General features: G+C 44.5%; 20 protein-coding genes. 12 read left to right on the forward strand and 8 right to left on the reverse strand.

Translation table 11 applies throughout. The annotated features are described in order from the left end of the window. Positions 1–72: 72 nt before the first annotated feature. Positions 73–1581 (reverse strand): glycosyltransferase family 2 protein, encoded by a 1509-nt coding sequence (locus AACV78_RS04635; RefSeq protein WP_194011606.1) that lies wholly within the window; start codon positions 1579–1581, stop codon positions 73–75. Positions 1582–1919: 338 nt separating this feature from the next. On the opposite strand from AACV78_RS04635, the gene ebsA reads away from it, so the two are divergent. The 7 genes from ebsA (at position 1920) to AACV78_RS04670 (ending at position 10757) form a co-directional block, all read left to right on the forward strand. Beyond that, entirely contained in the window at positions 1920–2297 is a 378-nt protein-coding gene (ebsA, locus tag AACV78_RS04640) for a type IV pilus biogenesis protein EbsA (RefSeq protein WP_194011605.1), read from the forward strand. A 1089-nt stretch (positions 2298–3386) separates the two neighbouring features. Next, entirely contained in the window at positions 3387–4484 is a 1098-nt protein-coding gene (locus AACV78_RS04645) for a phosphotransacetylase family protein (RefSeq protein ID WP_194011604.1), read from the forward strand. A gap of 251 nt (positions 4485–4735) precedes the next feature. After that, positions 4736–5239 carry a DNA recombination-mediator protein A gene (locus tag AACV78_RS04650; RefSeq protein ID WP_194011610.1) on the forward strand — a complete coding sequence of 168 codons (504 nt, stop codon included), beginning with the start codon at positions 4736–4738 and terminating at the stop codon, positions 5237–5239. 15 nt (positions 5240–5254) lie between these two features. Next, a complete protein-coding gene (locus AACV78_RS04655; RefSeq protein ID WP_194011609.1) occupies positions 5255–5668 on the forward strand; it encodes an MAPEG family protein in 414 nt (137 codons plus the stop codon). A 229-nt stretch (positions 5669–5897) separates the two neighbouring features. After that, positions 5898–6389 (forward strand): YajQ family cyclic di-GMP-binding protein, encoded by a 492-nt coding sequence (locus AACV78_RS04660; RefSeq protein WP_194011603.1) that lies wholly within the window; start codon positions 5898–5900, stop codon positions 6387–6389. A gap of 545 nt (positions 6390–6934) precedes the next feature. Continuing rightward, on the forward strand, positions 6935–9397 hold the full coding sequence (locus AACV78_RS04665) for an ATP-binding protein (RefSeq protein WP_194011602.1): 2463 nt from the start codon (positions 6935–6937) through the stop codon (positions 9395–9397). Next, complete coding sequence (locus AACV78_RS04670; RefSeq protein WP_194011601.1) at positions 9387–10757, forward strand: diguanylate cyclase domain-containing protein; 1371 nt, start codon at positions 9387–9389, stop codon at positions 10755–10757. Before AACV78_RS04665 ends, AACV78_RS04670 begins: the two co-directional genes overlap by 11 nt. 252 nt (positions 10758–11009) lie before the next feature. On the opposite strand, the gene AACV78_RS04675 is transcribed toward AACV78_RS04670, so the two are convergent. From AACV78_RS04675 to AACV78_RS04685, 3 genes are read right to left on the reverse strand one after another with little or no spacing between them, the layout of a single operon-like run. Then, positions 11010–12629 (reverse strand): mucoidy inhibitor MuiA family protein, encoded by a 1620-nt coding sequence (locus tag AACV78_RS04675; RefSeq protein WP_194011600.1) that lies wholly within the window; start codon positions 12627–12629, stop codon positions 11010–11012. Beyond that, positions 12622–13218: a Uma2 family endonuclease gene (locus AACV78_RS04680; RefSeq protein WP_194011599.1), complete on the reverse strand. Its 597-nt coding sequence runs from the start codon at positions 13216–13218 to the stop codon at positions 12622–12624. Before AACV78_RS04680 ends, AACV78_RS04675 begins: the two co-directional genes overlap by 8 nt. A gap of 40 nt (positions 13219–13258) precedes the next feature. Then, positions 13259–14149, reverse strand: a complete 891-nt coding sequence (locus tag AACV78_RS04685) for a methylenetetrahydrofolate reductase (protein WP_194011598.1) — start codon at positions 14147–14149, stop codon at positions 13259–13261. Between AACV78_RS04685 and AACV78_RS04690 the strand changes: the two genes are divergently transcribed. Further along, positions 14067–14252: a hypothetical protein gene (locus AACV78_RS04690; RefSeq protein WP_194011611.1), complete on the forward strand. Its 186-nt coding sequence runs from the start codon at positions 14067–14069 to the stop codon at positions 14250–14252. The two genes, AACV78_RS04685 and AACV78_RS04690, sit on opposite strands and share 83 nt — an antisense overlap. A gap of 96 nt (positions 14253–14348) precedes the next feature. On the opposite strand, the gene trpS is transcribed toward AACV78_RS04690, so the two are convergent. The 3 genes from trpS to AACV78_RS04705 form a co-directional block, all read right to left on the reverse strand. After that, the gene (gene trpS, locus AACV78_RS04695; RefSeq protein ID WP_194011597.1) at positions 14349–15359 is read right to left on the reverse strand and encodes a tryptophan--tRNA ligase; all 1011 of its coding nucleotides are present in this window, start codon (positions 15357–15359) and stop codon (positions 14349–14351) included. 47 nt (positions 15360–15406) lie between these two features. After that, a complete protein-coding gene (locus tag AACV78_RS04700) occupies positions 15407–15541 on the reverse strand; it encodes a hypothetical protein (protein ID WP_255513003.1) in 135 nt (44 codons plus the stop codon). Between the two features lie 78 nt (positions 15542–15619). Next, positions 15620–16855 (reverse strand): HlyD family secretion protein, encoded by a 1236-nt coding sequence (locus AACV78_RS04705; protein WP_228042606.1) that lies wholly within the window; start codon positions 16853–16855, stop codon positions 15620–15622. Positions 16856–17322: 467 nt separating this feature from the next. On the opposite strand from AACV78_RS04705, the gene AACV78_RS04710 reads away from it, so the two are divergent. From AACV78_RS04710 to AACV78_RS04725, 4 genes are all read left to right on the forward strand, one after another. Next, positions 17323–17547, forward strand: a complete 225-nt coding sequence (locus AACV78_RS04710) for a secretion protein HlyD (RefSeq protein WP_194011596.1) — start codon at positions 17323–17325, stop codon at positions 17545–17547. 170 nt (positions 17548–17717) lie between these two features. Continuing rightward, positions 17718–17909 carry a hypothetical protein gene (locus tag AACV78_RS04715; RefSeq protein ID WP_194011595.1) on the forward strand — a complete coding sequence of 64 codons (192 nt, stop codon included), beginning with the start codon at positions 17718–17720 and terminating at the stop codon, positions 17907–17909. A 145-nt stretch (positions 17910–18054) separates the two neighbouring features. Beyond that, complete coding sequence (locus tag AACV78_RS04720; protein ID WP_194011594.1) at positions 18055–18243, forward strand: hypothetical protein; 189 nt, start codon at positions 18055–18057, stop codon at positions 18241–18243. 239 nt (positions 18244–18482) lie between these two features. Continuing rightward, positions 18483–20693: a peptidase domain-containing ABC transporter gene (locus tag AACV78_RS04725; RefSeq protein ID WP_228042607.1), complete on the forward strand. Its 2211-nt coding sequence runs from the start codon at positions 18483–18485 to the stop codon at positions 20691–20693. Positions 20694–20764: 71 nt separating this feature from the next. Here the strand turns inward: AACV78_RS04725 and cimA are convergent. Then, positions 20765–21791 (reverse strand): citramalate synthase (gene cimA / locus AACV78_RS04730; RefSeq protein WP_194074381.1); only part of this gene is annotated, 1027 nt, incomplete at its 5' end.

The following is a 21791-nucleotide window of genomic DNA, read 5'->3' on the forward strand; positions in this document are numbered from 1 at the left end:
CAGATGCGTATAAGAGACAGGCCCCATGCCCTATGCCCTATGCCCGATGCTTTTAGGCCCTATTAAATGGATTTACTTAGCAGCCCCTTGATGGACGGTTTTGACCCATTTTAGCCGCTTGGGACGCACCGCAATCCGAGCCGTCACACTCCCCACCAGCAGCCAGTGCAACATATACACAGTACCCCGTAGCGTTTGCAGCAAGGTGACAAAAACTCTTTTCACCTCAAATTTCGTCTCTTTGCGAGTGCGGCGCAAACCGACAAACATTCCCACCAGCGACAAGGTAAGGGTCATAAAAGTTATGGGACTGGCTAGAGGCATCCGGCGCAGCGCAATTGACATCAAAAAGTCGGGTAGCGCTACTGTGGGCAAGAAATATTGGGATACCCAAAATCCAAATAAATCCCAAGTTTTCCCGATTCCCATGCGGTTTTGCAAAATGAGCTGCCAGTAGTCAAGATAGCGCTGATAGCCTCCTTCTGCCCAGCGATTGCGCTGGTGCCACAGAGCCCTAGCGTTGGTGACTCCTTCTTCTAACACGGCTGGGAAAGGCAAAAATTCAATGTCCCACTGGTCTAGGTGCAGCCTTACGGTCAAATCTAGATCGTCGGTAATCGTTTCCTCGTTCCAGCCGCCGCAGCTTTCTAAGGCGGTGCGGCGCATGAATTGGCCGTTACCGCGCAATTCTCCAATGCCGCCGATCGCAGTCCGTTGCTGCTGGAAAAAACTGTCGAGAGCCATTTCTGCTTCTTGGCCGCGAGTCCACACATTCACCGCAGCATTGGCGATGGCTTTTCTGACTTGCACCGCCCCTACTTGTTCTCGATCGAAAACCGGCAGCACCCGGCGCAGCAAATCCGGCGTTACCGTCGCGTCGGCATCAAATATTCCCACAAATTCGCCGCGAGTCAGCGGCAAGACTTGATTTAGGGCTCCCGACTTGCCGCCGCTGGCATTGGCTCCTCTGCGAAATACTTTAAGTTGCGGGTATTTTTTGGTTAGCTGTTCCAATACCAGCGGTGTACCGTCGCTGCTGCGATCGTCGATCGCCCAAAGTTCGTAACGGTCGATCGGATAATCTAAATTGCAGATTGATTCTACCAATCGGGCAATCACCGCTTCCTCATTTTTCGCCGCCACCAGCAGCGAGACATAAGGCCAATCTTCTCGACTTTCATCTGAAAGAGGAGGGAGTGCGGGTTTGGGCCCGGCAAACAAAACTCGCAGCGCTTGCATCCACAGCAGCCCCGTCAACCCCCACACTACCCACGCACCCCAGGAAATCAAGTGCAGGGCGATCGTCCCTCCCCAAACCGCAGTCAGCACTACCGCAGCTTTTGCTCGCCTTCCCCGGTAAAGATTTTGAGGAAAAGACGGAGAACCAGGCACAGACACCGCCACGGGGCTCTCTGATGAAGTTTCCGCGTCAAACACCCTGTCCCCCATGTCTGGTATGGCAAATATTTTGCTTGCCTTCGAGTTCGAGGTCAAACTATTGAGCTCTTCTCTAGCTAAATCAGGGATTTCCAAGTTAAGCTCGGTGCGAGCGTCGTTTTCTGGCCAAGAACTCTCCTGCATAGGTTACTTGATTAAACAACCAATAGTTTTTGATTTTATAGATAAGTATTTACTGTATCAGTTTCTGGGCTTTTGTCGAAAGCAGACGCTGGCACGCTTGCAGGAAAACCCGCTGCTGGTTTGACCGACCCAAAAACGGATACTGTCGTGCCACGTACAGGAGTTTTTCGCTGTCCCAAATTTTCAACCCCTGTTCGAGCCTGCTGATTAAGGGCGCTGCAAGTAAATCTAAAATCTAAAATTGACTGGCTTTTGCTTGCGCTTAGCCTAGAATATCTGCTAGTTTTTGCAGAGCAGCTCAACTAATCTGCTAGTAGTAATTATCAGGATGTGGAAATATGTCTCTTCCTCAACTGAAGCCAGCCGACGACAAAGAAGTGAAAGTGTACGCTCCTTTCTGTCAGGAGCCCCGGCGCAAGTTTTTGCCGCACGCTATCGGTCTCTACAAGCTCAAAAGCTTGGAGGGGGCCCGAAAAGTTGACGGCGGCGAGGACGTGCCGTTTGTCGCTAGTTGGAATATTTCGTCGCTGCCGATCGATTTGACCCGCTGTCGGGTGTTGTTTGACGGCAATGCTGAACTCAGCTACGAAGTAACGATGCAAAGCTCTGAATTTGTCACTTGTTTAATTGAGGTACTTTTGACTTTTCAGCGGACTCGTACTAACGTCGATTTTTCTAAAACGTTTTACCGCAAGCTGATGCGAATGGATGATTAACTTTCCCCGCGCCGGCACTCCCGAAAGCCTGCAATTGAATGGCGCTATAACTGGCGCACCGATCGTGTAATGCTACCACTGACGGCGACATTACACGATCGGTGCGCCAGTTCTATTATTGATGCTCAATAGAACTGATATCGTTTCCGGTTGCATCGGAATAATAAAATAGAGTCAACAGTCAGTAGGGGCGGTGGATGGTGCGGGCGGGCCCTCTTAACTTAACAGTCAACAGTCAACAGTCAACAGTCAGCAGTCAGCAGTCAGCAGTCAACAGTCAACAGTCAACAGTCATGTATGAGTGCAACCGGAATTGATATGAGTTCTTGCATTGTTCTCCATCACCTCTTTTGTAGTGCTAGGGGGTGCGATCGCGATCGTCCGATTTCCTTTGACTTTTGCCCGTCGCTTGCTGAGAATCTAACGCAGTAGCCTCAGCCAAAGAAACTCAACCTACAGCCCAAAAAGTCCGATCGCTCACTTGTCGCCCGCATTTTGGCTACCGAAATACCAGCCCGCCCACCAGCAAATTGATGTATTTTTGATTTGATTGCGGTCAGTAATAATGTCTAATTTCCGCAACAAATCTGGCAATCTTTAGTTTTTACAAAAACGGTTCTCCAGAAAATTATCGGCAATAAATATGTCTCTCCTTATATTATTTAAAACAACTACAATTAATTTAATTGAAGGTTAGTAATTCATTTTAAATGATCGGCATTTTAGGGTTGTTAATTGACTTAAAAAGCCCCAAAAAGGCTGAAAACAATACAGATTTTAGCCGTGAATTAGGGCGAAACGTTGCTGTAATGTTAATCGAAAAAAATCCGGGGGCAAACAGGTAAGAAAGCTATCGATCGCCCTTGACGCAACTCTGTTGAGAACGGCTCTCTGAAAAAACTGGTTTGAAAAACTCAGGATGTCAAAGAATGCGGACAAAAGGGTTGCGAACGCATGAATAACAAATTTAATTAAAAAAAATAATCTGACCAAAAGTGACCAAATCGAGTATAATCGAATTGCGAAATTCCGTCGCAGTGGAAAAATACTGTTGAAAAAATTAAATTTATTAAAATAGACAGGTGCAAATTGAGGAGAGAAGGCGTACCCAAATTGACTAAATATTTACTGATCGGTTCGACAAAAGCTTACAGCGGTAAGTCCGCGATCGCCCTAGGGATGGCACTCGCACTCCCGGCAAAAGGACTCTCCGTCGCCTACGGCAAGCCTCTGGGAACCTGTTTCAGCTCGGAGGGAGCTGGAACCGAGGAGGAAGACGTGCGGTTCGCGGTGGAGACGCTGAAACTCTCAGAAAGTCAGATGCCCTCAACACTGCTGTCTTTGGACGAGGAGACGGTTCACAAGCGTTTGCGGGGAGAAGACAAGACTGACTACCGGCTCTCTCTGGCGCAATATTTGCAAGGCCCCAAGGCAGACTTGGTACTGTTAGAAGGCCCGGCTAATTTGGAGGAAGGCAGTCTGTTTGACTTGTCTTTGCCTCAAGTAGCTGAGGCGGTTGATGCCTCTGTGCTGTTGGTGACGCGCCCGATCGATCTTTATATAGACGATTTGCTGTCGGCTAAACGGCGTTTAGGTTCGCGCTTGGCTGGCGTTGTCCTCAACGACGTGCCCTCGGACAAACTCGAATCGATCGCGACGACAGTGCGGCCTTTCTTGGAGGCTGCGGGTATTCCAGTTTTGGGAATGCTGCCGAGAAGCGCTTTGCTGCGGAGTGTCAGCGTCAAAGAATTGGTGCACCAATTGAAAGCCGAAGTGCTCTGCCGTCCAGACCGTTTGGATTTGATGGTGGAAACCTTGACAATTGGCGCGATGAATGTTAGCTCGGCGATGAAGTATTTCCGCAAAGCGAGAAATATGGCGGTAGTCACCGGGGGCGATCGCACCGACATTCAACTCGCGGCCCTGGAAAGCTCAACTCAGTGCTTAATTCTCACAGGCCACTTGCCTCCTTCTCCCCTGGTAATCGGCAGAGCAGAAGAAATGGAAATTCCAGTTTTGTCTGTAGATTTGGATACCCTAACCACGGTAGAAATTATCGACAGCACCTTTGGCAGCGTGCGCCTGCACGAACGGATCAAGGTGGAATGCGTTACTCAGCTAATGGCAGAACACTTTGACTGGGACAGCACGATCGCATCCTTGGGTTTGGGAGCGAAAGTCCATTAAGCAGGCCGCCGGAGTGTAAGAAGGCAGAATTTTTTTTTGAATTAAAAAATAAAAATGGAAAATTCTTAAATTCTCAATTTTTCAGGAATTCTACCTTCAGCTACGGCTGCCCAATGCCTTATGGCTCCCTCAAATCTCGCCATCCCCCAGTCAAATCTTGTAAATGTGCAATTTTTAACTGGTTTTTGGCGGCAATTGCTGGGGAGTCTGCTAAAATCCACAACGTAGTTTTATTTAATTTAATAAATTCTTTGAGTCAATCAATTGAGCTACCCAGAGTTGATGATTTTTTACAAGAACTTGCGGCGATCCAGCAAACCAGCTCCAAGCGGATTGCTCTTTTGGGTTCTCGTCACGTTCCTATTACCCACCAGCAGCTAATTGAGATGCTGAGCTACGCCTTAGTTCTGGGAGGCAATCAGCTCATCACATCAGGCGCTACAGGCACTAATTCTGCCGCGATTCGGGGGGCAATGCAGGCAGATCCTAATCTGCTGACGGTGATTTTGCCACAAAGTATGAGCCGCCAGCCGCGGGAGTCCCGCGATCAGCTCGAACAAGTCATACATTTGGTAGAAAATCCCAAAAATGACAGTTTGTCTCTCCCGGAAGCTAGCGCTATGTGCAATCAGGAGATCATTTCTCGCTGTCAGCAACTGATCTGTTTTGCTTTTCACGAAAGCCACACTTTGCTGAAAACTTGCCAAGACGCGGAAGAACAGCGCAAGGTGGTTACTCTGTTCTATTTTGATTGAAATGCGAGGCGGATGATGCTGTTGGGATTGCCTGTGTCGGTTATTCTGCTTGATTGTATTGCTGCTGCAGCGGCGCTGGTTTATGCACCGTTTTTGGTGGTTGCCCTCGCCCGCTTGCAGCTAGGCTACGACCAAGCAGCGCCGCGCGCTATGTTTGAGAGGTTGCCGGATTACGCTCAGCGGGCAACTTGGGCCCACCAAAATTCGTTTGAGACGTTTATGCTGTTTTCGGCGGCGGCTTTGATGGCTTTTGTGACGGGGGTAGATTCGGAGGCGGCGGGTTTGGCTGCGATCGCTTTTACGATCGCCCGCTTGTTATTTTCCGTTTTCTATATTCTGAATGTGCCTCTGGGGCGATCGCTCATGTTTGCGATTAGTTCTTCCTGCACAGTTACTTTATTCTATTTCAGTTTGATGGCTGTTAATTAATAGTCAGCAGTCATTAGTCATTAGTCATTAGTCATTAGTCAGTAGTCAGTTGGCAGTTGCTAGTTGCTAGTTGACTGTTGGCAGTTGCTAGTTGCTAGTTGGCAGTTGCTAGTTGGCAGTAGTTAACAGTCAACACTCAACAGTCAACAGTCAACAGTCAACAGTCAACAGCTAACAATGCCCAAGGCCCAATGCCCAAGGCCCAATGCCCATTACCAAATATTAATTTATGGCTGCTAGTTATTCCTTTGATATTGTCAGCGATTTCGATCGGCAAGAAGTAGTTAACGCTGTTGACCAAACAGTGCGGGAAATTCAAAGCCGCTACGACTTGAAAGATACCAAAACCACCGTCGAATTGGGCGCAGAATCGATAGTTGTCAACACCGACAGCGAATTTACTCTCGATGCAATTCACACTGTTTTGCAAACAAAAGCTGCCAAGCGGAATTTATCTCTGAAAATTTTTGATTACGGCAAAATTGATCCGGCTAGCGGCAGCCGCGTCCGTCAAGAAATCAAACTAAAAAAAGGGATTGACCAGGAAATTGCCAAAAAAATCACTAAATTAATTCGAGATGAGTTTAAAAAGATTCAAGGCTCAATTCAAGGTGATGCAGTGCGCGTTTCTGCCAAGGATAAAGATGATTTGCAGTTGGTAATTCAACGCTTGAAGCAAGAAGATTATCCGATGGCTTTGCAGTTTACAAATTATCGGTAAATTTTTGCAAGCTAAGTATGGGATTCCCAGTTGTGCGATCGCCTCTTTGAGTGCGATTGAAATTGCCTTGCACTTGCTGGGATTCAAAAATCTTGCTTTGTTGTAAGCTGATGCTGATAGGGGTAAAATATATTTATGAGGAAATGCAATCTCATAATGGCGATCGTCTAACGCAAGCAGAATTAACATCAGAAACATTTAAAGTAAGTAGGTCGGCGGGCTTAAACTGAACGATATAACTGTATGTAAACAGCCTCTCCTAGTGCTGATTTTTTGGTATTTTGATAGTTGACAGTCGTTTACATAGTTGCGTTTTACAGCGCCATGAATGGATGATAAGCTGATCTGAAGTTGTGTTAGAAGCCAACACATAAAAGGTGATGAAAGTTATTCAATAAATTCCTGAAACTTAACTATTTTCAATCAAAAGCCTGACTCAATTAACACGTCAATTTCAATCTGAGCAAATTCTTGATTTGATAGAACCTTTAATGGTTCCTAATTGATAGTTGACAGTTTTTGTGAAGCAAGTTAATACCTAAAAAATGAGCGCAAAAAAACATTTTTTTAACCTCTTAAATAATCTCGGCTTAGAAATAAAAAATCCCCACTGGTGGCTTCAAGTTCTGATTATTTCCATTGTTTATCCTTTGATTTGTTGGCTGCTCACGAATAATCATAAAATATCCAGTATTACGATTATTCCACCATATCTTTCACCCGTTTGGCCCGGAACAGGATGGATGTTCGCCACTTTATTGGAGTGGGGTTATTCTCGTTGGTTAGGTATCTTTATGGGTCAATTTATTGCGACCTTAATCATGTGGCCGATATCCCCAAGCTTATTATGGAGTAATGTTTTCAATACTATTAGTGTAACGATTTGGAATTTATTGGCAGTATTTGTGATTCGACGGTTAACTCGCACAAAATTTCCTTTTAATGAAGTCAATCATGTAGTAATTTTTATCGCCGTTAGTTTTTTAGGAGTTAGTTTACCCAACGCTTTGATCGGGACTTGTTCATTCACTTATCAGAAACTTGTCCCCCTGTCTGACTTTATAAAAACTTTCACTGGTTGGTGGATTGGTGATAGTATAGGCATCTTACTTTTTACCCCTTTTTTATTAATTTGTTGTTTAAAAAAACAGAAATTTTATGCCCCGCAGTCTTGGCTTAGTGGAGAATTTCTGATTATTGCTATTCTTTTGGGAATAGTCATTAAATTTTCCTTATTTGAGAGTCAACCTGTAGAATATTTACTTTTACCCCCTCTCTTATGGTCTGTTTTTCGTTTTAGTCAGAAAGTTACTACTATTTTAGTCACCGCCATTTGTAGTATGGCTTTTATCACTACGGCTTATAAAATTGGTATTTTTTATAAGGCGGCATTGGCTCGTAATTCCCTTTTGTTACTACTTTTATTTGTGGGGGTACTTTCCCTTACGACGATGGTGACATCTGCGATTGTTTCGGAAAATCGTCAAGCGGCTTTGAAATTACAACAAGCTAATGCGGAATTAGAAGAAAGAGTGATTCAGCGTACTATGGCTTTGCAGGAAAGTGAGAAGATTTCCCGAGAGTTGGCAGTGAAAGCAGAAGCCGCTAATCAAGCTAAAAGTACATTTATTGCCAATATGAGCCACGAATTGCGATCGCCACTCAATGCTATTCTCGGCTTTTCGCAATTGATGGTACGCGCCACAAATATTCCCCCAGATCAACTTGAAAATGCCGTAATCATCTATCGCAGTGGTGATTATCTATTAACACTAATTAATAATATTCTCGATTTATCGAAAATCGAAGCAGGTAAAACCACCCTTAATCCTACAGAATTTGACCTACATATATTGCTAAATGATTTAGAAGATATGCTGCATTTGCGTGCAACTAATGCTGGATTGAAGATGAGTTTTCAGCGCACCGAAAATGTCGCCCGCTATATATGTACCGATGAACTAAAACTGCGTCAGGTTTTAATTAATTTACTCAGCAATGCTATCAAATTCACCTCAGAGGGGAACGTGACTCTGAATGTCTTTCAGGGAGAAGAAGAAACCACAGATGTTTTTCAGATTCATTTTCGGGTGCGCGATACTGGGGTAGGTATTGCAGCCGCAGAACTGCCCAAACTATTTGATGCTTTTAGTCAAGCGCAAGCCGGAAAAGAAATGCAGGAAGGAACGGGTTTAGGTTTAGCAATCAGCCGAAAATTTGTGCAATTGATGGGGGGAGATATTTCGGTAAAAAGTGAATTAGGAAAAGGTACAACTTTCTCATTCTATATTCAGGTAAAATTGGGCGAAAAAACCAACAGCAAGATTACAGGAGAATATCCCAGGGTGCTAGCACTTGCTCCCGGTCAACCTAGCTACAAAATTCTCACAGTCGATGATAAATACATTAATCGACAATTACTAATTAAGTTGCTCAGTCCCTTGGGATTTGAGGTGAAAGAAGCTAGTAACGGAAAAGAGGCGATCGCAATTTGGGATAAATGGGAACCCCACCTCATCTGGATGGACATGAGGATGCCAGTGATGGATGGCTACGAAGCGACAAAATACATCAAATCTACCACCAAAGGCAATGCTACGGCTATAATCGCATTAACAGCGAGTGTTTTGGAAGAAGAAAGGGCGATCGTGCTTTCAGCCGGTTGTGATGACTTCCTTCGCAAACCCTTTGTTGAACAAAGTATTTTTGATGCACTAACTAAGCATTTGGGTGTCAAATATATCTATGCAAACAAAATATCTCTAGCCTTGGATGATACAGAAAAAAAACCATTGACATCGGAAGACTTAACCTGTATGCCGCCAGAATGGATTAGTCAACTATACGCAGCGGCACTTGAGGCAAATACCAACCTCGTGTTACAAGTAGTAGAAGAAATTCCCAAAACAAAAACTCGTTTAATAAAATCCCTGACAGAATTTGCTATTCAATTTAAATTTGAGAAGATTCTTGATTTAGTAGAACCTCTGATAAGTAATGAATCTTAATTCTGGTATCGAAAAAAAAGGTAATATTTTAATTGTAGACGATATTCTAGAAAATCTACAATTACTAAGAAATGCACTCCTCAAACTCGGCTACACTGTTCGCAGCGTCACCAGCGGGCGGATGGCACTAAAAACCGTAAATGTAAAGCGACCAGATGTAATACTTTTAGATATTAAGATGCCCGAAATGGATGGTTATCAAGTCTGTAGAATTCTCAAATCTGATTCAGAATTTAGCCACATTCCAGTGATTTTCATTAGTGCTTTAGATGATGTCTTCGACAAAGTAACCGCCTTTGAGTTAGGGGCGATAGACTACATTACCAAACCATTTCAAATCGAAGAAGTCGTCGCGCGTCTGGAAAATCAGTTAACCATTCAACGCCAGCAACAGCTTCTGGAAAAAGAAAATATTAAGCGCCGAGAAACAGAAGAGGTACTTTATCAATCGAGGGCTTTACTTGCTAGTGTTTTGAATAGTTCCCTTGATGGTATTGCCGCAATGCAGGCTGTTCGTAATACCGAAACAGGGGAGATTGAGGATTTTGAGTGTTTAGTCGTCAACCCCGTGATTGCTAGAGCTTTTAAATGCAGTCGTGAAGAGATGATTGGCAAATTGGCACTCAAAAACTTTTTTAGTAATATCGATCTAGAATTATTTGATCGCTTCGTTAATATTGTCGAGACGGGGGAATCTTTAGAACAGGATTTTTACTATGAATCAGGAAAATATTGCTGGTTTCACTTCGTAGCAGTCAAGCTAGGAGATGGTTTTTCCGTTACTATCCGTAATATTACCGCCCGCAAAAAAATTGAATTGGCATTGCAAGATGCCAATCAAAAATTAGAAGAACTGGCCAATCTAGATGGTTTGACTCAGGTGGCTAACCGTCGCTGTTTCAACAATCGCCTTCAAAGTGAATGGCAACGCCTAGCGCGAGAAAATCAGCCACTTTCTCTGATTTTATTGGACGTTGATAAATTCAAATCCTACAACGACTACTATGGTCATCTGGCTGGCGATGATTGCTTAATTAGAATAGGGCAAACATTACAAAAAGTAGTCCGTCGTCCCACCGATTTAGCAGCGCGTTACGGTGGCGAAGAATTTGTGACACTCCTCCCGAATACGGATTTAGAAGGAGGGATTAAGGTGGCACAAAACATTCAGCAAGAAATTTACAATCTGGCGATTCCTCATGCAGAGTCTGACGTGAAGGAAATCGTCACAGTTAGTTTGGGTATTTCCTCACTCATACCAAGGCTGGAAGTTCAACCAGATACACTGGTAGCCTATGCAGACAAAGCTTTGTACGATGCTAAACAACAGGGGCGCGATGGCTGGAGTACAAATTGTTGAAAAATCGGGGCGTTTTTCGAGGAAGGGGGAATTATACCGTTATACAGGACTGTTCGCCAGTTGTAATTAATCCTAGTTTGTTCTTTTCATGGTAACACCGTCAATTTTTTGACAATAACAGTTTAATATTTTCCGTCCCCTGACGCTACCGTAGATGGTGGATATCCTGCATTTTTTACAGGATGAAAATAGGGTTGACTAAAATAGAAATAAGCTGTAGCTATGGCTACAAATTAAGAGTGTAAATCCTAATTAAATATCTAAACCCACGACTGTTAAATCGGGAGGATGTTCGACAACAAACTGGTAATCTAACTCTTGTTTGGCTTGAGGCGGTAGAGACATTATCCATTCCAACATTCCCATTTCGCCTGCTACTATCTTCGGATTGGTGACACTCAACCGCACTTTTATTTGTTCGTTGCGGCTGACTGGCAATTGCTCTTTTAGTGTCAGGTGTACCTGCACCTGCTGCAAGTTTGTCACATTTAACCGATAAGCGTAACTCGTGCGCCGCTGCTGGCCGATAAGCTTTTTATCTACTTGTCTTTCTACTAATTCGCGATCGATTTTTAGTCCTTCATCTATTCCTAAATTAAGCTTAAATTCTTCACCGGGGGAAATATTATCTAACTGTAAAGTACCTACAAAAGTGTTGTCGCGAAAGATATTTGCTTGACCGGGCAGGAGAGTTACACCTGCGATCGGATTGGTTACAATTACTTGCAAATAAGCAAAACTGACTAAACGCGGAACGGCGATGTGTTGAGATTGGGAAGGATAATTTTCGCTGAAAACAGTGACTTTGTGCGGCGTGCCGTCGCTGGGAATATTGGTATTTCCTCCTACTTGAAAGGTGACTGTGCCACCTGCTTTAGATACTGTTGCTGTGGCGGTTTGAGCTGCTATGGGTTCGGGTGCGGCAGGAGCGCTAGAAGCCATCATTGCCAAAGCCATCTCTGGTTCAGCAAACTGTCGCCTTCGTGTTACCATCTCTGCGTTTTTAGCAGGTTTTGGTTGAAAAATATCGATAAACCAGGGTTCTATTTTTGGTGGCAAAGTTCCCAATCCGGGTTTTGCTGTGGATAAAGTCAGTGCTACTCCCGTCCAATCTTCGCCTGTGTTTTGATTGACTTCGGCTAGGTAGTTGAGATTGATTTGGTTGTTGGCAGTGTTGACTCGCAAGTCGTAAAGGGGAGTCCAACGGGCTTGGGTTACTACATAGGAAATTTCGAGTTCAAAATTGCCGCTGCCGCTGGGTTCGATCGCAACAATGATGCTAAAACTTTGTTGGGAATGGGGAGTTTGTAGTTGGCGCAACTGTTGGCGTAAGGCTTCTATTTGCTTGTCTAATTCGCGCTGCTGTCTTTCGTGTTGCCCGATCGCACTTATGTACTTTTTATAATTACTGCCTAAAAAATTGAGTAATTCCCCGGTTTCGTTCAAACCAATCTGCTGTTTGGCGATGCCGCTGGCAAAGGAACCGACGCTTTTTGCGCTCAAATTCTCGACAAAGTTGAGTTGAATTTTACGCGAGGCGATTTGGTCTTGTATGGCGCGTTTTTGGGTTTCTAATTCTTGGATTTGTGCGGTTAATTCGGCGGTGCGATCGCCCGTAGGTTCGCTGCTAAACACTGTTTCGGTGCGTACTCCCAGCAATCGCACGGCGACTGTACCCGCACCGGTGGCCCTGACTGACTCTGTTTCGAGGGTTGTGGGGAGAGAGGCGATCGTCAATTCGCGCTCGTTTCCCGTCAGGGCTACTGTGCCGCGGCGGGTTATCAGGGCGCGATCGGTATAAACTGTAACTTCAGAAATTTGCGACTCTACTATTTTGATATTATCGCGATCGAGTAAATCTGAATTAGTCATTGCTACTAATACCTCTACCAAACTCTTCCAGTGCATCTAAAGGTGAAGCAAACAAAATGCAGCGTTTGAGCAAAGACAAGTCTAACTCAGGCAGCAATTCGCTGTTTGTAATTTGCTCATAACCCTGTTCTGGCAAATGGTAAATCTTTAGCGTGCCGTCTTCCCAAAACCAGACTTCCGGCACACCCATCAGCCGATACTTCTGAAGTTTAATCGGACTACCGCTAGTAACAACTACCTCAATACACAGATCGGGAACATCTTTTTTATTCCCGATACAATAAGATAAATCTGCCTGATACTCGACTTGACCCTCAACAATCTGGCTGTAAGCACCGCTGGGGAAAAATACAATTCTTCTTTGTATAAAAAACTGTCCCATTAGCAAGGCAAGCAGACACCGAATCTCTTCGTGTAATCTTCCAGTACCCACAATTTCTAAAACTCCTTGACAATAAAATAACCGCACTCCTGGCACATTTTCAAAGCTGGATTGAATTGCTTTAAACTGCTGCCAATTCAAACCGCGCCAAGTGAAATGCTGCTCGGCTGTGGGAGAAACTGTGGGATTGTCTATAGTTTGAACCATGACTGTCCTCTGGATTTAAAATGTTAGCAATAATTCAATGTTAACTCAGCGGCTCGATTCCCGCCAAATCCAAAATTTGAGGAATCAAATCTTCTCGCTTCACTGCCATCAGGTGAACTCCTTGACACAATTGCCGAGCTAGCTTGACTTGTTCGGCCGCAATTTTTATGCCTTCCTGCAAAGGTGCTGGGGATTTTGCCAAACGATCGATCGTCTCTTGCGGGATGTGAACTCCCGGCACGTATTTTTTGATAAATTCAGCATTTTTAGCTGATTTAAACAAAAAGATTCCTGCTAAAATTGGTTTGTTGGAGCCAGCAGCAATGTGGTGCATAAACTTATCAAAAACTTCAAAATCGGTAATTAATTGGCTCTGAAAAAACTGTGCTCCGGCTTCTACTTTTTTCTCGAATCGACTTTGCAAACCAGACCAACTGGGGGATTGCGGATCGACAGCGGCACCGACAAATAAATCGGTAATTCCGTCTGTTAAAGCTTTGTCATTCCAGTCTTTGCCGCCGTTCATTTTTTGAATGACTTGCAGCAGCCGCACTGATTCTAAATCGAATACACTTTTGGCTTTTGGATGGTCGCCGGCTTTGACTGGATCGCCGGTGAGTGCCAAGATATTGTGGATGCCTAAAGCGTGGGCTCCCATGAGATCGGCTTGCAAACCTATTTGATTGCGATCGCGACAAGCAACTTGACAAATCGGCTCAATGCCGTGCTGCAATAGAATCGCGGAAACTGCTAGCGGGCACATTCGCAGCACTGCGCGGCTGCCGTCTGTGATATTAATAGCGTGAACTCTGTTTTTTAGAAGTTCAGCCATTTGTATTGTGTGAGTGATGTCGCCACCTTTTGGCGGGGCTACTTCAGCGGTAATTATAAATTCTCCGGGGGTGGTGCAGGCTGTGCGAAAACGGTTCATAGTTATATGTGAAGGAAGAAGGAAGAAGGAAGAAGGAAGAAGGAAGAGGGAAGAGGGAAGAAGGAAGAGGGAAGTTCAGCAACTAGCAATCTCCGGGATTTAACGAATGTTAGGAATAAGTAATTAATGATTCGATAAAATTACCAATTACCGATTACCAATTACCGACTACCAATTTCCAATTTCCAATTTCCAGTGATTAAAGAGGTAGAGAATAACCGAAAGCTTTTTTAACCTTAGTTAGAGTTTGGTTGGCAATGGTTTCTGCTTGTTCTTTTCCGCGACGCAGTACAGAGTCTAAATATCCCCGTTCGTCCATTATTTCCTTGTATTTATCTTGAATTGGTTTGAGGGCATTAATTGTGGTCTCTGTCAACAATGGTTTAAATTCTCCCCAACCCATGTTTTCACATTCCGCTGCAACTTCTTCCTTCGATTTGCCTGAAAGCAGGAGATAAAGTGTTAGCAGATTTCTAGCTTCGGGGCGTTCGGAGTCGTCAAAAGTTAAGCCCCGCACGGCATCTGTTTTGCAGCGCTTGATTTTTTTAGTAATGGTTTCTGGCGAATCTAATAAGTTAATTCGACTTTGTTCGGAAGGATCGGATTTTGACATTTTGCGCGTACCGTCTGTCAAACTCATTACTCTCGCGCCGTCTGCCCTAATTAACGGTTCGGGAAGTTTTAATACGGGTTTTTCTGGTGTGCCGAATTGGTGATTTAATCTGATGACTAGATCGCGGGTGAGTTCCAAATGCTGTTTTTGGTCTTCTCCTACTGGTACTTTGTCGGCATCGTAAAGCAAGATGTCTGCTGCCATCAATACGGGATAATTTAGCAAGCCTGCGTTGACATTTTCGCCTTGTTTAATTGCTTTTTCTTTAAACTGAATCATATCTTCGAGCCAGTTAATCGGCGTAATGCAGTTTAGCAGCCATGCTAGTTCTGTGTGCGCCGAGACGTGGGATTGCACGAAAATAGTAGAATGTTCTAAATCGATGCCGCAAGCTAAATAAAGGGCGGCGATGGCGTAAGTGTCGGAGGCTAGGGTTGCTGGATTGTGCGGTGCGGTGATTGCGTGCAAATCGACTACGCAAAAGTAGTTTTCGTACTGACTTTGATTTTCTACCCAGTTGCGAATGGCACCGAGATAATTGCCTAGGTGAAGATTGCCTGTTGGCTGAACTCCTGAAAGAACGCGCTGTTTACCCATGAGGAAAGAATAGAATTGATTTCACATTTCTATTTTGACACGTTATTTCAATTTTCGCTCTTGTAATTTTCTGACTGTTGACTGTTGACTGCTGACTGCTGACTGTTGACTGCTGACTGCTGACTGTTGACTGCTGACTGTTGACTGCTGACAACTAACAAGTAACAATTAACAATTAGCAACTAACAACTAACAATTAACAAGTAACAATTAGCAACTAACAACTAACAACTAACAACTCACAACTAACAAATGACTAATCATAAATCTGTCAGCAACCTTGCTTTACGTAAAATAAATGTGAGGACTGTTTCTTGGCCCGTAATAATATCGGCTCTGCCCTCCATTCCCGATTGAATTGAATACTGACGGGGGACATTTGCCTGGGAATTTCCGAAGAATTGACCGCTCGTGGATTGGAGTTTTGTTAAATAGGTTTGTTCTGGCTTAATTGCTACTTCGTAATAAGATCCACCTGAATTATTGGCGGGATTTTGAGGGGCGATCGCATCTGGGGCAATTTCGCTGACTGTTCCTTTCAATGTGCCGTAGTCGGGGAAGGGTAAAGCGGAAATTCTGATCTGTACGGGTTGACCGATTTGGATGCGGGCGATGTCTTGGGATGTGACTTTGGCTTTGACTACCAGGGGTACGTCGCTGGGGACGATTTGGGCGATCGCGCTGCCGGCTTGTACGGTTTGACCGGTATTTTGTACTTCCAATTTGAGAATTGTACCATCAGCGGGAGCGCGGATCACACTATTTTTGAGTTGTGACTCAACTTGATTTAGCTGTTTTTTAGCTTGAGTCAATTGTTGTTGGATGGTCGATCGCTTGACGAGCAAAACCCGCCGACTTCTACCCAGTTTCTCGGCAACATCCGGCAGCGATGCGGCGATTTTGACTAAAGCGGATTCCACTAATTCCTGTTCGGCGGAACTTCCGCTTTGGGTGCTTTTAAGTCGGGCGCTGGCCAAAATTTGATTTTCTAAGTCGCGCAGTTGCTGGTTGATTTGCTGTGCTGCTGCTTGAGACTGATTAATAATGTCTTGGAATTGCTTGTTTTGAGTTCCCAAACGCGAACCGTCTACAACTGCGATCGTATCTCCGGCTTTCACTGTCTGATTTTCGCTGACAGCAATGCTTTCGACGGTTCCTTCGGTGGCGGCTTCCACGACGCGCACTTCTCCGGCGGGACGGACGATCGCCTCTGCTTTGACTGTGGCGCTGTATTTGGTGACACTAGCCAGGGCGATCGCCCCGCCAAAGGTGGCCACCATCAAAATTCCCCCCAAACTTGTCCAACGGCTGACAGGGGGCAAAAACTGGTCGTTATTAAAGGTTTCAGCGGGTGTGGGTTCGGGAGTGAGAGACATGGTGGGTGCTGGGGTGAGAGGAATAATTTTGAGCTTTGAGCTTTGAGTTTTGAGTTGGGGGGGAGGAGGATAGTTTTGAGTTTTGATACCAGTTCTAAAAAACAATGCAACTGTATACAAGCTCTAAACCCTTATAAAATAAGTTATTTTCAATGTTTTCATCTCTCATTTCAAATAGTAAAATGAAAAGGAAGAGAGCGATCGTTTATTATTTTTGTCATATTTATTTTCCGTTTTCCGGATACCAAGGATAGGTTGAGAAGTCTAATACGGCTTACCAATCAAGCCCGAAGAAACTGGGTTTTCGATCGAGTCTGCGGGCTGCAACCAAAGATTTTCCTCAAAAAACCCGGTGTCTGACAAGGAGTGCGTCCATGACTATATAAATCAAAATTCACGGGGTCAAGGTCAAAATCCGCACAGCTTTGCTGTCCCCACCCGCAAATTTCCCCAAACACCAAGAATGGTGGACAAAGCGGGCAACATTCATGAAACTAGGACATTGCATTAATGATGTTTGGCGCTGTTACCCGGTTTTTTGGGGAGATGTACGTAAGTAAGTACATAGGTATTAATAGGAGTTCCTCATGCCGGAAAATCAACAAAATTCATTCTTTACCGAGCTCACCGAACGAGAATCTGCTACTGTCAGCGGTGGCAGCCCTACCAGCGGTGTCAGCAGTAATAACAGCAATAGCGGGAGCGCAAACAGCAGCAATGACCTCAATATGCTGTTTTTCATGCCGCAGCCGAACCAGTTGTATCTGTACGATCCGAACCGATCGCGCCCTTACAAAACCCTAATAGTCTAGATAGGTGAGTCTGGTAGCGCGATCGAAAGAAATTTGGAAAATATCTCAGTAACATTCCGGAACTCGCACAGCACTTAAAGAACTATTAGTTAGTAATTACACGAGGCTATATAAAACTTATAAAACTTATAGTTCTCGTTCCATCTTGTCAAATTAAAAGGAGTCAAATCATGAAAGACACTAAGGAAAATTCACTGTTTGCTGAACTCACCCCTGAAGAATCAGCTAGCGTCAACGGCGGTTACTATTATGCTAATAATAACTACAACGACTGCGATCGTGGACGCCGCCGCAGTTGGGTAGTTTACCGCCGGAATTGCGACGGTTCTTACAGAAGAGTAGTCCGCTACGGCTACTCATAAAGTTTAGGGCTGTGAATTCAGCTCTCTAACTGTCGATCGAGAAAGCACCCATAATTTCATGGTGCTTTATTTGAGCGAGGCTGTAGAAATTTTAAATAATTTCTAGTTTCTGTTAAAAACTTTTAACCTTGAAAGGAGTCAAATCATGCAAGAAATTAAGGAAAATTCACTGTTTGCTGAACTCACCCCTGAAGAATCAGCTAGCGTCAACGGCGGTTACTATTATGCCAATAATCGCTACGACTGTAACCGCGGACGCCGCCGCAGTTGGGTAGTGTACCGCCGGAATTGCGACGGTTCCTTCAGAAGAGTAGTCCGCTACGGCTACTACTAAAGTTTATACCATTTTTCTTTCATATGTGCTATGGATGAACTCTTAGCCCCCCCGAAATCGCGGGGGGGTTGGGGGGGGTAATATCTAACGCTACTTTATGAAATTGGTATTAGGGCTGTGAATTCAGCTCTCTAACTCTTGATTGAAAAGCACCCATAACTTTATGGGTGCTTTTTGCTGATTGGGTAGTGGGTGAGGAGTAGTGTTCATTATGCTCTACTCATTATTCAATTGGCAAAATGTTAAAAAATATTCCTTTTATCGGCAAAATGCCATTATTCGGACAAGTAAACAAGTTTAAGAAATATCAGGTTGTTCTCCAGCAAAGTGAAGAAGATTGCGGGGCGGCTTGTTTGGCTTCTATCGCCAAATTTTACGGACAGAATTTTACAATTAGCCGCTTGCGAGAATTTGCCGGTACCGGTCAAAAGGGGACGACTTTACTGGGTTTGAAACAGGGGGCTGAGGCGATCGGTCTTAATGCTCGATCTGTGCGAGCAGCCGCTGCTATTTTAGACAAAATTGATGAAGCACCTTTGCCGGCCATTATTCACTGGAGCGGGTATCATTGGGTTGTTTTGTACGGAAAACAGGGCAACAAATATGCGATCGCAGATCCCGCCATTGGTCTGCGCTATGTTTCTAAAGAAGAATTAGCAGCGGGTTGGACAGATTGGCTGTGCTTGCTAGTAGACCCAGATCCAGAGCGGTTTTTTGCAGAAGCAGACGGTCAACCGCCCGCCAATTCCTTACAAAAATGGATGCGCCGGGTTGGGATTTACCGCCACATTTTAATCGAAGCATTGTTGATGAATGTAGTGTTGGGTTTGCTGTCGATTTCGTCACCTTTTTTAGTTCAACTGCTCACCGACGATATCCTGGTGCGGGGCGACACGCAACTTTTGGCAAGTGTGGCGATCGCAGTTATAATTATGAATTTTTTTAGCAGCAGTTTAGGATTGGTTGAGTCAAACTTAATTGCTCAATTTTCCCAGCGTTTAGAGTTAGGATTGGTGATGGAGTTTGGGCGCAAATTTCTGCGCTTGCCTTTGAGCTTTTACGAAACCAGACGCAGCGGCGAAATCGTCAGTAGATTACAAGATATCCAAGAAATAAATAAATTAGTTTCTCAAGTAGCTATCAGCTTGCCCAGTCAATTTTTTATAGCGGTAGTTTCTTTTATTTTTATGTTGTTTTACAGCCCGCAACTAACGTTGGCTGCAACAGTTATCGCTCTATTAATGACTGCATCTACAGTAGTATTTCTGCCAGTATTGCAGCAAAAGACGCGGAATTTATTTGTGCTGGAAGCAGAAACTCAAGGCGTTTTAGTCGAAACGTTTAAAGGCGCGCTGACTGTAAAAACTACTAGCAGCGCCCAGCAACTTTGGGAAGAATTTCAAAGTCGCTTTGGTCGCTTAGCAAATCTCACTTTCCGCACTACACAAATTGGCATCCTCAATAATATTTTTTCGGGTTTTATTGCTTCTGCTGGTGGCATTACTTTGCTGTGGTTGGGCAGCGGTTTGGTGATTGACAAGGTATTGAGTATCGGTCAGTTGCTGGCGTTTATCAGCATGAATCAAAACGTCACTACTTGGGTGAATTCTTTGGTCGGATTTACTGATGAAATGACTCGCGTTCAGACAGCAACTCAACGGCTTTCAGAAGTGATTGATGCTGCGCCGGAAACTAAGAATGATAGTAATAAACCTGCGGTCACAATTCAAGGTCGCGATGAGATTGTTTGCAAGAATGTGAATTTTCACTATCCCGGTAGACTTGACTTGCTGGAAAATTTTTCTGTGACGTTTCCTGGGGGTCAAGCAATTGCTTTAATCGGCTATTCTGGCTGCGGAAAAAGTACGCTTGCTAAGGTAATTGCTGGTTTGTATCCGCTGCAATCTGGTAATGTGAGAATTGGCGGTTACAATTTGCAAGATTTGTCTCTCGACAGTCTCAGACAGCAGGTGGTTTTAGTTCCTCAAGAAGCGCATTTTTGGAGCCGTTCGATTATAGATAATTTTCGTTTGGGGAGTCCAGATGTCAGCTTTGAACAGATTGTGAAAGTGTGTAAACTTGCGGGGGCTGACGAATTTATCAGCCAATTACCTGATAAGTATCAAACTGTTTTAGGGGAGTTTGGAGCGAATATTTCTGGGGGACAAAGACAGAGATTGGCGATCGCCCGCGCCATTCTCAACAACCCGCCCGTATTGATTTTAGACGAATCTACCGCAGGGCTAGATCCCGCCAGCGAGGCGGAAGTTTTGGAAAATTTGCTGATGTACCGGCACGGGAAAACCACGATTTTTATCAGTCACAGGCCGCGAGTGATCGATCGCGCCGATTGGATTATCATGTTAGAACGCGGCAGGTTGAAAGTGCAAGGATCGGCGGCTAGATTGCGATCTGTTCCCGGAGATCATTTAGAGTTTTTGCATCCTTAAACAAAATTGTAGTAGATAAAGCGGCGGTTAGAAACCGCCCGGTATTTTATCTCACCGCCCAATCTTCTTAGTTAATGAACCCGACAAACTAGGGGAATCGCCTCTTGATTGTCCAGCACCAAACCGTACTCCAAACCTTCAACAACGGCCTGACAAGAAGCATCCAAAATATTCGTAGAAACCCCTACAGTTGTCCACCGCTGCTGGCGGTTGCTCGATTCCAATAAAACGCGCGTTTTAGCAGAAGTACCCGCACCAGAGTCTAGAATTCGTACTTTGTAATCTGTCAGATAAAAATGTGCAATCGCCGGATAAAAATTCACCAAAGCTTTCCGCAAAGCTGAATCCAAAGCGGAAACCGGGCCGTTTCCTTCCGCACATTCCAGAATATTTGTACCGTTGACTGACAATTTGACAGTTGCTAAAGCCGTACAATCTTCGCCAACCTTATCGCAGTGCACTTGAAATCCCTTAATTTCAAACCACCGCTGGCGCTGTTCCAAAGCCTCCCGCATCAACAATTCAAAACTCGCCTCAGCGCCTTCAAATTGATATCCTTGACTTTCCAAAGCTTTTAATTTTTCCAGAATTTGGCGACAAGCAGGATTTTTGCGATCGAGTTCAATTCCAAAAGTGCGGGCCTTCGCCAAAACATTGCTCAAACCTGCTTGATCCGAAATCACAATTCGCCGTATATTGCCGATTTTTTCCGGTTCCAGGTGTTCGTAAGTTAAGGGATTTTTCTCAACCGCCGATACGTGAATTCCGCCCTTGTGAGCAAAAGCCGAAAGACCGACAAAAGGAGCGCGGTCATCGGGAGCAAGGTTGACAATTTCGCTAATCGATCGACTAGCTTGAGTTAATTTAACTAATTGCTCGTCTTGAATGCAATTATAACCCAATTTAAGCTGAAAATTAGGAATCAAAGAACACAAATCGGCATTACCGCAGCGTTCGCCGTAACCGTTAATAGTTCCCTGCACCATCGTGACGCCTTCCTGCACCGCAGCTAAAGCATTAGCAACCGCAACTCCAGAGTCATTGTGAGTGTGAATTCCCAGTTGAATTTTAGACTTTCTCCCCCCCTTAATAAGGGGG

Source organism: Tychonema sp. LEGE 07196 (genome assembly GCF_963890365.1).
Classification (GTDB): Bacteria; Cyanobacteriota; Cyanobacteriia; order Cyanobacteriales; family Microcoleaceae; genus Microcoleus.

Excerpts from the sequence above, each read along its gene's own strand:
- AACV78_RS04655 (WP_194011609.1), top strand. The coding sequence starts at position 5,255 with ATGCTGTTGGGATTGCCTGTGTCGGTTATTCTGCTTGATTGTATTGCT.
- AACV78_RS04690 (WP_194011611.1), top strand. The coding sequence starts at position 14,067 with ATGTCGCCACCTTTTGGCGGGGCTACTTCAGCGGTAATTATAAATTCT.
- AACV78_RS04670 (WP_194011601.1), top strand. The coding sequence starts at position 9,387 with ATGAATCTTAATTCTGGTATCGAAAAAAAAGGTAATATTTTAATTGTA.
- trpS (WP_194011597.1), bottom strand. The coding sequence starts at position 15,359 with ATGGGTAAACAGCGCGTTCTTTCAGGAGTTCAGCCAACAGGCAATCTT.
- AACV78_RS04710 (WP_194011596.1), top strand. The coding sequence starts at position 17,323 with ATGCCGGAAAATCAACAAAATTCATTCTTTACCGAGCTCACCGAACGA.
- ebsA (WP_194011605.1), top strand. The coding sequence starts at position 1,920 with ATGTCTCTTCCTCAACTGAAGCCAGCCGACGACAAAGAAGTGAAAGTG.
- AACV78_RS04685 (WP_194011598.1), bottom strand. The coding sequence starts at position 14,149 with ATGAACCGTTTTCGCACAGCCTGCACCACCCCCGGAGAATTTATAATT.
- AACV78_RS04660 (WP_194011603.1), top strand. The coding sequence starts at position 5,898 with ATGGCTGCTAGTTATTCCTTTGATATTGTCAGCGATTTCGATCGGCAA.
- AACV78_RS04665 (WP_194011602.1), top strand. The coding sequence starts at position 6,935 with ATGAGCGCAAAAAAACATTTTTTTAACCTCTTAAATAATCTCGGCTTA.
- AACV78_RS04715 (WP_194011595.1), top strand. The coding sequence starts at position 17,718 with ATGAAAGACACTAAGGAAAATTCACTGTTTGCTGAACTCACCCCTGAA.
- AACV78_RS04720 (WP_194011594.1), top strand. The coding sequence starts at position 18,055 with ATGCAAGAAATTAAGGAAAATTCACTGTTTGCTGAACTCACCCCTGAA.
- AACV78_RS04675 (WP_194011600.1), bottom strand. The coding sequence starts at position 12,629 with ATGACTAATTCAGATTTACTCGATCGCGATAATATCAAAATAGTAGAG.
- AACV78_RS04680 (WP_194011599.1), bottom strand. The coding sequence starts at position 13,218 with ATGGTTCAAACTATAGACAATCCCACAGTTTCTCCCACAGCCGAGCAG.
- AACV78_RS04725 (WP_228042607.1), top strand. The coding sequence starts at position 18,483 with ATGTTAAAAAATATTCCTTTTATCGGCAAAATGCCATTATTCGGACAA.
- AACV78_RS04635 (WP_194011606.1), bottom strand. The coding sequence starts at position 1,581 with ATGCAGGAGAGTTCTTGGCCAGAAAACGACGCTCGCACCGAGCTTAAC.